We start from the raw sequence: 14,334 nt of genomic DNA on the forward strand, positions 1-14,334 counted from the left end.
GTCTCAGCCCTGGCCCTGCGCCTCCATCAGCGCGCGCAGCAGTTTCTCTTCGGACATGTCGTCCTCGGCAGGCTTCTCGGCTTCTTCGCCCATCAGCAGCGCCATGGAATCGTCTTCCGGCTCGTCGACCTCGATCTGGCTCTGGTTCGATTCGATCAGACGCTCGCGCAGATCGTCCGCGGCTTGCGTTTCCTCTGCGATCTCGCGCAGCGCCACGACCGGGTTCTTGTCGTTGTCGCGGTCCACGGTGACCGGCGAGCCCGACGAAATCTCGCGCGCACGGTGCGCCGCCAGCATCACCAGGTCAAAGCGGTTCGGGACTTTGTCAACGCAGTCTTCAGTGGTTACGCGCGCCATGTGGCCTCCGGATAGGGCAGATATCTAAAGAAGCCCTTCGTTTAAAGCGTCTCCCTAGGCTTTACAAGCAGAGAATCAGTCCAGCGCCACAACCTCCGCAACCGCATCGCCCGGCAGATCCGACAGCATTTCGGCCACGGTCCTCTTCAGAACCGGATGAACCCAGCCTGACGCGACGTCATTCAGCGGCACCAGCACGAAGGCCCGCTCGTGCAACCGCGGGTGCGGCAGGATAAGGCGGTCGGGCGCATCCCGCATCTGCCGCTCAAGCGGCAGGCCTTGCCATGCGGTGTATGTCACTTCGTCCGGCACCACGCGCGCCCCCGCAGCCAAAAGATCAAGGTCCAGTGTCCGCTGCCCCCAGCGCTGGTCCCGCGCGCGCCCGAACGCGCCCTCCAATTCGTGCAAAAGTTGCAACAATTCGGCAGGATTGGCCTCGACCGCAAGCTCAGCAGCCGCATTGACATAGTCCGGTCCCGCGCCTGCGGGAAAGCAAGGCGTTCGATACATCCGGCTTGCCTGCAACACGCGCGCACCCATCTGCGGAAACCGCGTTAACGCGGCCCGCAAAGTCGCTTCCGGCGCACCCGCCTCGGACGGCAAGTTCCCGCCCAAGGCGATCAGGTAATGTTGCTCGGACATCCCTCGGCCCTATCCTCATTCTTGCGTAACGCTCTTGCGAAGGTCAGACTAAACTTTTAAGTACAGCACTTGCTCTGCCGAGTTTCAAATCCACTCACCGGTTTTTCGTCTAGAACATCGTCGCGGCAGGGCAAACACATTCGGAAGGACATTTTATGTTTTACAAGGACGAACGGCTCGCGCTGTTCATCGACGGCTCAAACTTATACGCTGCGGCCAAGGCACTGGGCTTCGACATAGATTACAAGCTTCTGCGGACGGAGTTCATGCGCCGTGGCAAGCTGCTCCGTGCCTTTTACTACACGGCGCTGCTCGAGAACGACGACTATTCACCGATCCGCCCGCTGGTCGACTGGCTCAACTACAACGGCTTCACCATGGTCACGAAACCGGCCAAGGAATACACCGACAGTCAGGGCAGACGTAAGGTCAAAGGCAACATGGACATCGAACTGACGGTGGACGCCATGGAACTCGCGCCCCGAATCGACCATATCGTCCTGTTTTCCGGCGACGGCGATTTTCGCCCGCTCGTGGAAAGCCTTCAGCGCCAGGGCGTGCGTGTGTCGGTCGTCTCGACCATCCGCAGCCAGCCGCCAATGATCTCCGACGACCTGCGTCGTCAGGCCGATAATTTCATTGAGCTTGAAGACCTCAAGGAAGTCATCGGACGCCCCCCGCGCGAGGAAGCGCCCGAACGCCAGCAGGCCTCTGCCTGACGTACCGCCGAGCTTGAGAACGGCCCGGGACGCGCATCATGCCGACGTCCCGCGCCGCCACGCTTATGCGACCGATATTCCCACCCCCTCTGGACGCAGCCTGTCACAGCCTTTACGTCTGAGGGCGAACAGGAGTGTCCATGACCAAGCCGCCCCTTACCCTCTACCTTGCCGCGCCACGCGGTTTTTGCGCCGGTGTCGATCGCGCCATAAAGATCGTGGAAATGGCGCTCGGCAAATGGGGAGCGCCGGTCTATGTCCGCCACGAGATCGTGCATAACAAGTACGTGGTCGACGATCTGCGCGCCAAGGGTGCCGTCTTCGTCGAGGAACTCGACGAATGCCCTGATGATCGCCCCGTGATCTTTTCGGCGCACGGTGTCCCCAAATCGGTCCCGGCCGAGGCCGCCTCGCGCGAGATGGTCTATGTCGACGCGACCTGCCCGCTCGTGTCCAAGGTCCATATCGAGGCCGAGCGCCATGCCGCGAACGGCCTTCAGATCATCATGATCGGCCATGCCGGCCACCCCGAGACCGTCGGCACCATGGGCCAGCTGCCGGACGGCGACGTCCTGCTGGTCGAAACGCCCGAGGATGTGGCGCATGTCGAGGTCCGCGATCCCGCCCGTCTGGCCTTCGTCACGCAGACCACCCTTTCGGTGGACGACACCGCCGATATCGTCACCGCGCTGCAAACCCGGTTCCCCGACATCACCGGCCCGCACAAAGAAGACATCTGCTACGCCACCACCAACCGGCAGGAGGCGGTCAAGGCCATGGCTGAAAAGGCCGACGCGATGCTTGTGGTCGGCGCACCGAACTCCTCAAATTCCAAACGCCTGGTCGAGGTCGGCGCCCGCGCCGGCTGCTCGTATTCCCAGCTTGTGCAACGCGCCGCCGACATCGACTGGCGCGCGCTCGACGGCATCACCACCATGGGCATCACCGCCGGCGCCTCGGCCCCCGAGGTGCTGATAAACGAGGTGATCGACGCCTTCCGCGACCGCTATGACGTCACCGTCGAACAGGTGGAAACCGCGCAGGAAAACGTCGAATTCAAGGTCCCCCGGGTTCTGCGCGAACCGGCCTGATGACATGGCCCGCCACGGCATCGCTTAGCGCACAGATTTTGATCCGTCCCGATGTCACCAGCACCACGCCACTCGAAACGCAGCAAAGGCGCCACTTGCACCACCCGTCCCGGGCCTGACCCGGGACCCTCCGTTGCGAGTCAGGTTTTCCTGTCTTTCCAAATTCCACGGTGACTGTAGGCTCTTGCGAAAGACGGGAACTCAACTTGACACGCGACATCCTTGCCTGGCTCACCGGCAGCGCCATCACCACTTTCGCGCGGCTCATCACCGCGGTTCGCGCCATCTGGGACGGCACGGACCCCGAACCGGTCCAGCGGGTCTATTTCGCCAACCACACCTCCAACGGCGATTTCATCCTGATCTGGACGGTCCTGCCGCCCAACCTGCGCCGCCGGACCCGCCCGGTGGCTGGGGCCGATTACTGGCTGAAATCTCCGCTCAAGACATTCATCGGCCGCGATGTGTTCAACGCGGTCCTGATCGACCGCGACACCGAAACGCGCACCGAGGACCCGATGAAGCTCATCCTAGACGGGCTCGATACCGGCGCCTCGCTCATCATCTTTCCCGAGGGCACCCGGAACACCACGGACAAGCGTCTGCTGCCGTTCAAAAGCGGGCTCTACAACATCTCCGATGCCCGCCCCGAGGTGGACCTGGTACCGGTCTGGATCGACAACCTCAACGACGTCATGCCCAAGGGCAAACTGGTGCCGATCCCGCTGCTGTGCACCGTCACCTTCGGCGCACCGATCCGCGTCGAACCCGGTGAAACCCGCAAGGATTTCCTCAAGCGGGCCGAAACCGCCCTGTTGGCGCTTGCACCTGCCGATGACACATCGGCAGAGGAGGCGCCGGCATGACCGACACGCACGCCGATTTCCTCACCCTGCTGGCCGGCATCATCGGAGTCCTCATCGTCGCCAGCGGCGTTGGCTACGTGCTCAAGCAGCGCGTCGCGCCCGATGGCTCCAACGCCACGATCGAAAACCTCAACGCCCGCATCCTCGCCTGGTGGGGGATGACCGCGTTTCTCGCGGTGGCGTTCCTCGCCGGACGCGGCGGCGTGATCGCGCTTTTCGCCTTCACTTCCTTCGCCGCCTTGCGCGAATTCGTCACTCTCACCACCCGCCGCGCGTCCGATCACTGGGCCATCGCCTGCGCCTTCTTCGTGATCCTGCCCCTGCAATACTGGCTCATCTGGTATGAATGGTACGGCATGTGGTCGCTCTTGATCCCGGTCTACGCCTTCCTCATACTGCCCATCATCGCCGTGCTGCAGGGCGACAGCCGCAATTTTCTCGTCCGCATCAGCCAGATGCAATGGGCCCTGATGATCTGCGTTTTCTGCGCCAGCCACGTGCCCGCGCTCCTGTTCCTCGAAATCCCCGGCTTCGAGGCGCGCAACGTCCTGCTGATCGCCTTCCTCATCGTCGTGGTCCAACTGTCGGACGTGCTGCAATACACCTGGGGCAAGCTCTTTGGCCGCCACCCGGTCGCGCCCTCGCTCTCGCCCTCCAAGACATGGGAAGGGCTGATCGGCGGCGTCGCCTCGGCCACGCTGATCGGCACGGCGCTGTTCTGGATCACGCCCTTCACCCCGCTGCAGGCGGCGGGCATGTCGCTCGTCATCACGCTCGCGGGCTTCTTCGGCGGGCTGGTGATGTCGGCCATCAAGCGCGACCGCGGCGTCAAGGACTGGGGCCACATGATCGCAGGTCACGGCGGCTTTATCGACCGGCTCGACTCAGTGGTCTTCTCCGCCCCGCTCTTCTTCCACCTGACGCGGTACTACTGGTCGCTCACATGAGCCTCCTGCGCTCGAACCTCGTGCATATGGCCGGCGGATTCGTCCTGATGGGCGGCTGGGCGGTCTTTGCCAACGCGGGCCACCCGATGCCGGCGCCGGTGATTGCGGGCCTCGTACAAGGCGCATTGTCCGCCGGCATCACGTTGGCACTTAAATCTGTGATCGAACGCCTGCTGCCGCATATCTCGGGCACCCCCGGCCTGATCCTGCCGCCGCTCGCCTGTGCCACGGTGTCGATCACGCTACTGTTCCTCGTGCATCGCACCGTGGGCACGCCGGAAATCGCGGCGACGCTCGCCCTGCCCGTCACCGTCGCCACCAGCTATGCCGCACTCTACAATTACCGCCTGAGGCACGCCCCATGACCGACACCCGCCGCCCCCTGAACAGCCGAGACACCGGCTGGGCCCGCCGCATCGCCCGGTGGCTCAGCCGCACCTCGCTCACACCCAACCGCATGAGCCAGGGCTCGATCCTCTTCGCGGCGCTGGCCTGCCTCGCCTTCTGGGCCTCCGCGCACACGGGCAAGACCGCCGCCATCGTCCTGCTGCTCCTCGCCGCTCTCGGCTGTCAGTTGCGCCTGCTCTGCAATCTTTTCGACGGCATGGTCGCCGTCGAAGGCGGCAAGTCCGAACCCGACGGCCCCTTCTGGAACGAGGCACCGGACCGCGCCGCCGACCTGCTGATCCTGACCGGCGCGGGGCTGGCCACCGGACAACTCGCACTCGGCCTGCTGGCCGGGGCTTTGGCCATCGCCACCGCCTATATCCGCGAGCTGGGCCGGGCAGAGGGGCTGGGCCCGGATTTCTCGGGCCCCTTCGCCAAGCCGCAGCGTATGGCCGCGATCACCGCCGGCGCAGTCCTGACCGCGATCGAACTGGCGCTTTTCGACACGCGCTACGCCTTGCTTGTCGCGCTGATCGTGACCGTTCTCGGCACAGGAACCACCGCCCTCTCCCGCTCCGCGCGTATGATCCGCGCGCTGAAACGACGCCCGCGCGACATGTCGGACACTTGATCCCGCCTAGGCGGCCTTCTAAACCAAGTCTGACGCTTGCAGCCAAGGACCGCCCCGCCCCGTGAACGAGATCCCCCGCACACCCCTGATCCTCGCCCTGGCCGGCCTGCTGCCGTTCCTCTGGAGCGCCGCGACCGTGCTTTGGCCCGATCTGGCGATCTGGACCCAGCGCGTGGTCGGGCCGCGCTTCGTCGGCCCTTATGTAGGGCTGTTCTACGGCGCGGTGATCCTCAGCTTCATGTCCGGCGTGCTCTGGGGGTTTGCCACGCGCATGACCGGCCCCTCGGCCACCACCGGCTACGTGCTCTCGGTCATTCCCGCGCTCTGGGTGTTCTTCACCCAAGGCGGCGGCGCGTACCAGGCCGGGATCATGCTGATCCTCGGCTTCGCCGGCATCCTCGCGCTCGACTGGCTCTTTTGGCGCGACGGGGTTGCGCCGAACTGGTGGATGCGCCTGCGCCTGATCATCACCACCGTGGTCGTGCTCTGCCTCGTGATCGGCCTCACGCAATGAGCCATGACGACGAGACCATCCGGGTCTACGGGTCCGAGGCCGCACGCTATGCCGACGTGACGAAGAATGCAGGCAAGGACCCGGCGCTGCGCCTCTTTCTCGACCATCTCGCCCACGGCAGCAGCATCCTCGACCTCGGCTGCGGCCCGGGCATCGCCTCGGGCATCATGGCCGCCGAAGGGCACGCGGTCACCGCCACCGACGCCACACCGGAAATGGTGGCCCTCGCCGAGGCGCGACCGGGCGTGACCGCCCGGCGCGCCACCTTCGACGACATCGACGAGGTCGCGGCCTATGACGGGGTCTGGGCCAACTTCTCGCTCCTGCACGCGCCCCGCGCCGACCTGCCCCGGCACCTTGCGGCACTAGCGACCGCGCTGAAACCCGGTGGGCTTTTCCACATCGGCATGAAAACCGGCACCGGCGAACACCGCGACACGCTCGGACGGCTTTATACCTATGTCACCCAGACTGAGCTTTCCGACCTCCTGAACGCGGCGGGCCTGCACCCGTTCGAGACGCGCACCGGTGCCGACAAAGGCCTTGACGGCAGTCTGGCGGAGTGGGTGACCATCCTTGCAAGAAAGCCCAACGATGGCTGAACTTTTCGCCTATACCGACGGCGCCTGTTCCGGCAATCCCGGCCCCGGCGGCTGGGGCGCGCTGCTCCAGGCCAAGGACGGCGATGATGTCGTCAAGGAACGCGAACTCAGCGGTGGCGAGGCCGAGACCACGAACAACCGGATGGAATTGCTGGCGGCCATCACCGCGCTCGAAACCCTTTCGAAACCCACGCGCATCACCATCGTCACCGACAGCGCCTACGTGAAGAACGGCGTAACTGGCTGGATCCACGGCTGGAAGCGCAACGGCTGGAAAACCTCGAACAAGAAACCGGTCAAAAACGTCGACCTGTGGCAACGCCTCGATGCCGCGGCCAATCGACATGATGTCTCCTGGGAATGGGTCAAAGGCCATGCCGGCCACCCGGAAAACGAGCGCGCCGACGAACTGGCCCGCGCGGGCATGGCGCCCTTCAAGCCCGGCAAGGCCAAGTCATGACGGCGCTTTTCCTGCTGGATCATGCCTCGGTTCTGATCTTCGCACTGACCGGGGCACTGGTGGCGTCGCGCGCGCAGCTCGACGTGGTGGGCTTTGCCTTCATCGCCTGCCTGACGGCCGTGGGCGGCGGCACGGTGCGCGACGTGCTTCTTGACCGCAACCCGGTCTTCTGGATCGCCAATCCCAGCTTCATCGCCACCGCCTGTGCCGCCGCGCTCCTGATCTTCTTCACTGCGCATCTGTTCGAGAGCCGGTACCGCCTCCTGCTCTGGCTCGACAGCCTCGCTCTCGCTGTGGCTGTTCCGGCAGGCGTCGCCACCGCGCTGGCCATGGCGCAACCGCTGCCCATCGTGGTGATCATGGGCATGGTCACCGGCTGCCTGGGCGGGTTGATGCGCGACGTGGTCTGCAACGAACTGCCTCTGGTGTTGAAACAGGGCGAGCTTTACGTCACCGCCGCCTTCGCCGGGTCGCTGGCTGCGGTGGCAACGCTGATGGTCACAGACCGCGAGCTTTTCATCCTCGCCGCCTGCGCCGGCGTCACCTGGGCCTTGCGTGCAGGCTCGCTGGCCTTCGGCTGGCGCCTGCCGGTCTACCGCTCTCGCCCGCCGCGGGCGTAAGCTATTTTCGCGCCTTGTAGGCCTGATACCCCCAGATCAGCACCAGCGCGCCCAGAACCGCGCCGATGATCCCGCCCAGCAGGCCAAGGAAGGCCAGGATACCTTGCAGGATCAGCCCGCCCAGCAGTGCCCCGGCCACACCAATGCCGATCGTCACCAGCGGATCGGCATCGATGCGCATGATACGTGTCGCAAGATACCCCGCCACGGCGCCGATGATGATGAGATAGACCAGCCCCATAAAGCTTCTCCCTTTTCAGCGCCCCCGGCGCCAATGCGTCGGAATGATAATCAGCGCCCCGATGGACGAAATGATCGCGTCCACCCCGGGCGCGCCGAAGCGGAAGCCGAACATGATCCGCACGAAATAAAACAAAAATGCCCCGCCGACGCAGATGATGATCGACTGCAGGATGCCATTGCGGGTGAAGCCGGATTTCTCGCTGAGATAGCCGACGATCCCGGCGATCACCACGGTGCCGAACAGTTGCAGATACATGAGACCTCGTTGCTCTGGTTGGCGCGATGCTGGCCTGTTTCCGGACCGGAAGCAAGCGCGGGGCCGCGGGTTTCGGACGCGCAGGCGCAGTCCGACCGGGGCGAGGGGCCAGCCCCTCGCGCTCCCCGAAGCGTTTTACGAAAGACTGGCGTGGCCGCTTTCGGAAATCGCGGCGCGACATGCGGACGTTGCGCGCGTTCTGCCCCCATCCCGGAAAACGTGATCGGGGCAGAACGCTTTGGGATATTTATAGCCAGAAGAAGAGGGCGGTCAGAGTTGGGTCCCCTTGGGCAGATCCATGCCGCGCAGGAAATCGTCGGTCGCCTGTGCGCCACGTCCGGCCTTTTGCAAACGCAGGACTTTCACCGCGCCGCTGCCGCAAGCGATGGTCATTGCATCGTCGAGCACCTCGCCGGGCGTTCCGCTGCCCGTTCCGACACGTGATGCGAGGAACTTGATCCGCGTGTCCTCGTGGTCGATCCAGGCGCCGGGAAAGGGCGAGAGGCCGCGAATCTGGCGGTCGACAACTTCAGCGGGACGGGTCCAGTCGATCCGCGCCTCCGCCTTGTCGATCTTGTCAGCATAGGTGACGCCGTCCTCCGGTTGAGGTTCGGGCGTCAGCGTATCGAGCTGTGCCAGAGCCTCGGTAATCGCCTCGGCACCCAACCGCGACAGGCGATCATGCAGCGCCCCGGTGGTCTCCTCGCCGCCGATCGGTGTCTCGCGGCGCAACAGCACCGGGCCGGTGTCCAGCCCCGCCTCCATCTGCATGATGCACACGCCGGTCTTGTCATCCCCCGCCATGATCGCACGGTGGATCGGCGCCGCCCCGCGCCAGCGCGGCAGCAGGCTGGCGTGGATATTAAGGCAGCCTCGCCTCGGCGCATCCAGAATGGCTTGCGGCAGGATCAGCCCATAGGCGACAACCACCGCCGCATCGGCGTTCAGTGCCGCGAAATCCGCCTGCTCCGACTCGCCTTTCAGGCTGAAGGGATGGCGCACGGTCAGCCCCAAAGCCTCGGCCCGCGCCTGCACCGGGCTGGGGCGGGCTTTCTTGCCGCGCCCTGCCGGGCGGGGCGGTTGGCAATAGACCGCCGCGATCTCGTGCCCGGCATCGACCAGCGCGTCCAGCACCGGCACCGAAAAATCGGGCGTTCCCATGAAGATCAGGCGCATGACACTCTCCTGCTGGCGCCTCAGCGCTGTTTGCGGGCGCGGCGCAGCAGCATGTCCCGCTTCACCTTGCTCAATCGGTCGAAATACATGCGCCCGTCAAGGTGATCGACCTGGTGTTGCACGCTCGTCGCCCAAAGCCCGACGAAATCACGTTCCTCGACCTCATCTTCGGCGTTCAGGAACCGCACCGTCACGGCGCGCGGACGGCTGATCCTGGCATGCACACCGGGCAGGTTCGGGCTGGCCTCGTCATGCTCGCGCATCTGGGCACTGACATGTAGGATCTCGGGGTTCGCCATGCGTACCGCCTGACCACGCGTGTCGCTGGCATCGACCACGGCCAGCCGCTTCATCACCCCGATCTGCACGGCGGCCAGACCCACCCCCGGCATCGCGTCCATCGTCTCGATCATGTCGTCCCAGATCGCCTGCTCAGCCTCCGTCACCGCCTCGACCTCGGCCGCCGGCGTGCGCAAACGCCTGTCCGGCCAGGGCACGAAGGGACGAACGGCCACGGGGCTAGCCCCGCGCCTTTTCGCGCTTCAGCTTCTGCATCTTGCGAGTGATCAGCTGCCGTTTCATCGGACCAAGGTAGTCGATGAAAAGCTTGCCGTTCAGGTGGTCGATCTCGTGCTGCACACAAGTGGCCCACAGCCCGTCGAACGTGTCCGACTGCTCGTTGCCATCACGGTCGATCCACGTCACTTCTACCACCTTTGGGCGCGTCACCTCGGCGAACTGGTCGGGAATCGACAGGCAGCCTTCCTCGTAGACGTTCTTTTCGTCCGACGCCGCCACCACCTCGGGGTTGAACATCACCAGCGGGCGCGGCGGCTCGCCGGCCTCCTCGTCCTTGGCGCAATCCAGCACGATCAGCCGGTCCATCACCCCGATCTGCGGCGCGGCCAAGCCAATGCCCGGCGCGTCATACATCGTCTCCAGCATGTCGTCGGCCAGTGCGCGCAAATCGTCGCTCAGGTCGGATACCGGGTCGCACACCTTTTTCAGGCGCGGGTCGGGATGGATTAGGATCGGTCGCAGCATGCGTGTTATGTAACCGTTCGTCGTCAGATTTTGAAGCCGGGCGCCCGGCCATCGCGCGGAATGCTTTAGGCGATTGCGCCCGGCCCTGCAACGCCATAGCTTGCGCCGGACGCGACCAGACACCAACAGCGGAGACAGCCTTGAATTTCGACGACCCGATCGACCGCCGCGGCAGCAATTGCAGCAAGTGGGACAAGATGGAACAGATCTATGGCGTGACCGCCGAGGACGGGCTGGCCATGTGGGTCGCCGACATGGATTTCCGCCCGCCACAGGTTGTCAGCGATGCGCTCGCCGGGATGCTCGATCACGGCGTTTTCGGCTATTACGGGGATGAGGCCGGCTATCGCAAGGCCATCACGTGGTGGATGGACACCCGCCACGGCTGGCAGGTGGACCCGTCCTGGATCTTCACCACCCACGGACTAGTCAACGGCACCGGCATGTGCGTCGACGCCTTCACTCAGCCGGGCGACGGCGTGGTCCTTTTCACGCCGGTCTACCATGCCTTTGCACGTGTGATCACATCGGCAGGACGTCGGGTGGTCGAGTGCCCGCTGACCAACAATGACGGCCGCTACGAGATGGATTTCGCTGCCTATGACGGCATTCTCGACGGGTCCGAGAAACTGTTGGTCCTGTGCTCACCGCACAACCCGGGCGGGCGCGTCTGGACGAAGCGGGAGCTTGAAGACGTGGCCGAGTTTGCCCGGCGGCACGACCTCATTCTCGTCTCGGACGAAATCCACCACGACCTCGTCTACCCGGGCCAAAGCCACACCGTCATGGCCCATATCGACGGCATCGCCGACCGGCTGGTGATGATGACCGCCACCACCAAGACGTTCAACATCGCAGGCGCCCATGTCGGCAACGTGATCATCCCCGACGAGACTTTGCGCAGCCGCTTTGCCGCACGGATGGCCGGCCTGGGCCTGTCGCCCAACGCCTTCGGTCTGGTCATGGCCGAGGCAGCCTATTCCCCCGGCGGGGCGGACTGGGTGGATGCGCTGATGACCTATCTCGACGAGAACCGAAAGGTCTTCGACGCGGGCATCAACGCCATTCCCGGGCTACGTTCCATGCCGCTCGAGGCGACCTATCTCTCGTGGGTCGATTTCTCCGGCACCGGAATGCGCGCCGATGAGTTCACCGCGCGGGTCGAGAAAACGGCCAGGATCGCGGCCAACCACGGGCCAACGTTCGGCACCGGCGGCGAAAGCTTCCTGAGGTTCAATATCGCGACGCCACGGGCCCGGGTCAAAGAGGCGGTTGCGCGGCTGCAAGACGCGTTTTCCGACCTGCAATAAGCGTCTGTACGCATGTCCCCGGCCGTCGTCGCGGCCCGGGACTCACCCCGGTTCAGCCTTCCGCGATCAGGGCCACCGGCGCGTCATCGGGCCTCTCGAAATCCACCGGCTGCTCGCCCGAGGCCTCGTTGACAACCTTCAGCTCAAATCGGATCTCGCGTCCGTCCTCTTCGGACGCCACGATAAGACACCGCTTGAGGTGCCGCGCACCATCGTAAAGGTCCACCAACCCACGCAGATGCGGCGCCGCTCCGGCAGGCAGTGCAAAACCGTCGTTCCAGGCCCGCAGAACGGCGTGCGATTGCGCCCCGGCCTCGACCCTCAAACGATTGCTCTTTTGCCAGCCACGCATCCGCGCTTCTTCGAGGCCCGCAAGGATCTCGGGGGAAAGAAAAGTCGTCATGGCCAGCACCCTTGCAGAGAATCGTCCCGACAGAATGTAAGGCTAAACCATGACAGTCACGTAAAAATTTCGCCGCATTGCCGCAATGCAGGCGCGGCGCATCACGTTTCCAGAAGACCGTTCAACTGATCGCCCAGGTAATAGCAGACAGCCACCTGCCCACCTGCGCCATGCGGCCCCATGAAAACCCCGTCGGCATCCGAGATATAGGCGCAGATTGCCTGGAACTCCGCCAGCCGCGCCGCGTCCAGCGGCCCGCCCCGGCTCAGCAGCTCCTCGATCTCCTGCCGCTCCCCGAATTGCTGCACCGCCCATGCCGCCTGCTGCATCGGCAGCGGCACGTCCGGATGACCCCAAGCCCACATCCAGCTGCCATCGTCGGAATAGGTGCCGATCACCTGCGCCTGCGCCGCGGTCTCCTGCCCGCCATCGTGGAAGAACACGATCCGGCCTTTCTTCAGGTTCAGTCGAAACGCGTTTGATCCGTCCCGTGGCGGTGTGAAACTGCCACCGGCCATGCGGGTCTTCAGGAAAAAGCCCGAATTGACCGCCAATTGCCGATAGGTCTCCGGCAATTGCGTCGCCCCGGCATCGGCTTGACGACCGGCGAATTCCAACAGGATCTCGTTCATTCTATCGTTCCTTTCGGGATGGCGGGTGGGGCGGCGTTGCGCCACGGCGCAACCAGCGTCACCCGCCATCGTGGCTAACGCTTCACCAGGCTCCATTGCATGACCGGCTGCAACGCGCGCCAGCGGGTGTCGCCCGCCACCGGCTCGGCCCGCTCCACCGACAGTCTGACAAGATCTCCGCCATGCGCACCATGCAGATCCGACAGCAAAGCTTCGGTTTCCGGCGTATCCGCATTCGCCACCAGCCGCCCCAGCGGGCGCAGCCGCGACCACGCCGCGTCGAACACGTCCCGGCTCAACCCTCCGCCGATGTACACGGCGTCCGGCGCGGGCAGACCCTCGAACGCCTCCGGCGCAGTGCCGTCGACAAGCTCAAGCTTCGGCACGCCCAGCGCCAGCGCGTTCGCCGCGGCCATCGCCCGAAGCTCGGCCCGCGGCTCGACCCGGATAGCCCGAGCATACCGCGCGCCGCGCATCCATTCCACGGCGACCGACCCGCACCCGGTCCCGATATCCCACAGGACCGCGCCACGCATGGGCATCAGCTTGGCCAGCGTCGCGGCGCGGACCTCGCGCGGGGTGACGGTGCCGTCATGTTCGAACATCTCGTCCGCAAGTCCCGGCACGCGCGGCAACAGTGCGGCGTCCGGCGCGGCCACACAGTCCACCGCCAATGTGTTGAACGCAGGCACCTCGTGATCCCACGTTTCCGCCACCCCATCAAAGCGTGCTTCCTGCGCGCCGCCCATCGCGGCAAGTACCGTCATGCGGGACGCGCCGAACCCCCGCGTCGTCAGGAACTGCGCGATCCGGCCCGGAGTGCCCGAGCCTGTCGCCAGGATGATCAACCGCGCGTCCGGCTGAATGAAGGCGATCATCTGTTCCACCGGGCGGCCATGCACGGTCAGCGTTTCCACGTCCGGCAGGCTCCAGCCCATCCGGGCGGCAGCCAGTTGAAACGCGCTCAGCTGCGGATGATAGGTAATGTCTCCAGGATCGAGAACGCGCCCGATCCGCGCGCCGATGGAAAACCACAAGGGGTCCCCCGCCGCCAGCACCACCACGCGCCGCCCGCGCAGGCTGCGCAACAGCGCGATCAGGTCATCGAACGCCTCGGGCCACGCCAGGCGCTCGGCCTCGCCCGCGCCCTTCAATACCGGATGACGGTCGCCGCCAATGATGACCTCGGCGGCTTCGACCACGGCCCGCGTCGCGGGCAACAGGCCATCCATGCCGTCCTCGCCGATGCCCACGACATGCAACCAGGCTGTTTCCATCGCTCGTCCCTTCCCGGCGTGAAGGCCGCGCGGGGCGCTGCGCCACCTGTCGCGAAGACACCTACAGCAGGCGTCGCGAACGGGCAAACCAAAGCGGGCGCGTGGTGGCCGATACGACATCCCTGTGTGTGCCCGCACAGCCTCTGCGCGGCGATCG

General features: G+C 65.1%; 21 protein-coding genes. 11 read left to right on the plus strand and 10 right to left on the minus strand.

The genetic code is table 11. The annotated features are described in order from the left end of the window. Positions 1–3 precede the first annotated feature (3 nt). Together rpoZ and folK are read right to left on the minus strand one after the other, a co-directional pair. On the minus strand, positions 4–357 hold the full coding sequence (gene rpoZ / locus FIU86_RS16525) for a DNA-directed RNA polymerase subunit omega (protein WP_103764763.1): 354 nt from the start codon (positions 355–357) through the stop codon (positions 4–6). Between the two features lie 75 nt (positions 358–432). Further along, entirely contained in the window at positions 433–999 is a 567-nt protein-coding gene (folK, locus tag FIU86_RS16530) for a 2-amino-4-hydroxy-6-hydroxymethyldihydropteridine diphosphokinase (protein WP_152476085.1), read from the minus strand. Positions 1,000–1,154: 155 nt separating this feature from the next. On the opposite strand from folK, the gene FIU86_RS16535 reads away from it, so the two are divergent. The 10 genes from FIU86_RS16535 to FIU86_RS16580 all read left to right on the plus strand — a co-directional run bounded on the left by FIU86_RS16535 (position 1,155) and on the right by FIU86_RS16580 (position 7,836). After that, on the plus strand, positions 1,155–1,718 hold the full coding sequence (locus FIU86_RS16535; protein ID WP_152476086.1) for an NYN domain-containing protein: 564 nt from the start codon (positions 1,155–1,157) through the stop codon (positions 1,716–1,718). A gap of 140 nt (positions 1,719–1,858) precedes the next feature. After that, complete coding sequence (ispH, locus tag FIU86_RS16540) at positions 1,859–2,809, plus strand: 4-hydroxy-3-methylbut-2-enyl diphosphate reductase (RefSeq protein ID WP_152476087.1); 951 nt, start codon at positions 1,859–1,861, stop codon at positions 2,807–2,809. 206 nt (positions 2,810–3,015) lie between these two features. Beyond that, entirely contained in the window at positions 3,016–3,675 is a 660-nt protein-coding gene (locus FIU86_RS16545) for a 1-acyl-sn-glycerol-3-phosphate acyltransferase (RefSeq protein WP_152476088.1), read from the plus strand. Continuing rightward, positions 3,672–4,622 (plus strand): phosphatidate cytidylyltransferase, encoded by a 951-nt coding sequence (locus tag FIU86_RS16550; RefSeq protein WP_152476089.1) that lies wholly within the window; start codon positions 3,672–3,674, stop codon positions 4,620–4,622. The genes FIU86_RS16545 and FIU86_RS16550 overlap by 4 nt, the downstream gene beginning before the upstream one ends. Then, on the plus strand, positions 4,619–4,987 hold the full coding sequence (locus tag FIU86_RS16555) for a hypothetical protein (protein WP_152476090.1): 369 nt from the start codon (positions 4,619–4,621) through the stop codon (positions 4,985–4,987). Before FIU86_RS16550 ends, FIU86_RS16555 begins: the two co-directional genes overlap by 4 nt. Beyond that, on the plus strand, positions 4,984–5,640 hold the full coding sequence (locus tag FIU86_RS16560; RefSeq protein WP_152476091.1) for a CDP-alcohol phosphatidyltransferase family protein: 657 nt from the start codon (positions 4,984–4,986) through the stop codon (positions 5,638–5,640). The genes FIU86_RS16555 and FIU86_RS16560 overlap by 4 nt, the downstream gene beginning before the upstream one ends. 61 nt (positions 5,641–5,701) lie before the next feature. Further along, positions 5,702–6,154, plus strand: a complete 453-nt coding sequence (locus FIU86_RS16565) for a DUF3429 domain-containing protein (protein ID WP_152476092.1) — start codon at positions 5,702–5,704, stop codon at positions 6,152–6,154. After that, complete coding sequence (locus FIU86_RS16570; protein ID WP_152476093.1) at positions 6,151–6,756, plus strand: class I SAM-dependent methyltransferase; 606 nt, start codon at positions 6,151–6,153, stop codon at positions 6,754–6,756. Before FIU86_RS16565 ends, FIU86_RS16570 begins: the two co-directional genes overlap by 4 nt. Beyond that, positions 6,749–7,216 (plus strand): ribonuclease HI, encoded by a 468-nt coding sequence (gene rnhA, locus FIU86_RS16575; RefSeq protein ID WP_152476094.1) that lies wholly within the window; start codon positions 6,749–6,751, stop codon positions 7,214–7,216. The genes FIU86_RS16570 and rnhA overlap by 8 nt, the downstream gene beginning before the upstream one ends. Continuing rightward, positions 7,213–7,836, plus strand: a complete 624-nt coding sequence (locus FIU86_RS16580; RefSeq protein WP_152476095.1) for a trimeric intracellular cation channel family protein — start codon at positions 7,213–7,215, stop codon at positions 7,834–7,836. The genes rnhA and FIU86_RS16580 overlap by 4 nt, the downstream gene beginning before the upstream one ends. Position 7,837: 1 nt before the next feature. On the opposite strand, the gene FIU86_RS16585 is transcribed toward FIU86_RS16580, so the two are convergent. The 5 genes from FIU86_RS16585 to def (FIU86_RS16605) all read right to left on the minus strand — a co-directional run bounded on the left by FIU86_RS16585 (position 7,838) and on the right by def (FIU86_RS16605) (position 10,555). Beyond that, entirely contained in the window at positions 7,838–8,077 is a 240-nt protein-coding gene (locus FIU86_RS16585) for a GlsB/YeaQ/YmgE family stress response membrane protein (RefSeq protein ID WP_152476096.1), read from the minus strand. A gap of 15 nt (positions 8,078–8,092) precedes the next feature. After that, the gene (locus FIU86_RS16590) at positions 8,093–8,335 is read right to left on the minus strand and encodes a hypothetical protein (protein ID WP_152476097.1); all 243 of its coding nucleotides are present in this window, start codon (positions 8,333–8,335) and stop codon (positions 8,093–8,095) included. A gap of 270 nt (positions 8,336–8,605) precedes the next feature. After that, positions 8,606–9,511, minus strand: coding sequence for a methionyl-tRNA formyltransferase (gene fmt / locus FIU86_RS16595; protein ID WP_152476098.1), 906 nt, complete (start codon positions 9,509–9,511; stop codon positions 8,606–8,608). A 20-nt stretch (positions 9,512–9,531) separates the two neighbouring features. Continuing rightward, entirely contained in the window at positions 9,532–10,026 is a 495-nt protein-coding gene (gene def / locus FIU86_RS16600; protein WP_152476099.1) for a peptide deformylase, read from the minus strand. A gap of 4 nt (positions 10,027–10,030) precedes the next feature. Continuing rightward, on the minus strand, positions 10,031–10,555 hold the full coding sequence (gene def, locus FIU86_RS16605; protein WP_152476100.1) for a peptide deformylase: 525 nt from the start codon (positions 10,553–10,555) through the stop codon (positions 10,031–10,033). A gap of 140 nt (positions 10,556–10,695) precedes the next feature. On the opposite strand from def (FIU86_RS16605), the gene FIU86_RS16610 reads away from it, so the two are divergent. Further along, entirely contained in the window at positions 10,696–11,865 is a 1,170-nt protein-coding gene (locus FIU86_RS16610) for a MalY/PatB family protein (protein WP_152476101.1), read from the plus strand. Between the two features lie 52 nt (positions 11,866–11,917). Here FIU86_RS16610 and FIU86_RS16615 read toward each other — a convergent pair whose 3' ends face one another. The 3 genes from FIU86_RS16615 to cbiE form a co-directional block, all read right to left on the minus strand. After that, positions 11,918–12,268 carry a hypothetical protein gene (locus tag FIU86_RS16615; RefSeq protein ID WP_152476102.1) on the minus strand — a complete coding sequence of 117 codons (351 nt, stop codon included), beginning with the start codon at positions 12,266–12,268 and terminating at the stop codon, positions 11,918–11,920. A 101-nt stretch (positions 12,269–12,369) separates the two neighbouring features. Next, positions 12,370–12,900: a DUF6882 domain-containing protein gene (locus FIU86_RS16620; protein ID WP_152476103.1), complete on the minus strand. Its 531-nt coding sequence runs from the start codon at positions 12,898–12,900 to the stop codon at positions 12,370–12,372. 74 nt (positions 12,901–12,974) lie between these two features. Further along, positions 12,975–14,177 carry a precorrin-6y C5,15-methyltransferase (decarboxylating) subunit CbiE gene (gene cbiE / locus FIU86_RS16625; protein ID WP_152476104.1) on the minus strand — a complete coding sequence of 401 codons (1,203 nt, stop codon included), beginning with the start codon at positions 14,175–14,177 and terminating at the stop codon, positions 12,975–12,977. Positions 14,178–14,334 lie beyond the last annotated feature (157 nt).

This window comes from Roseovarius sp. THAF9, from assembly GCF_009363715.1.
Classification (GTDB): Bacteria; Pseudomonadota; Alphaproteobacteria; order Rhodobacterales; family Rhodobacteraceae; genus Roseovarius.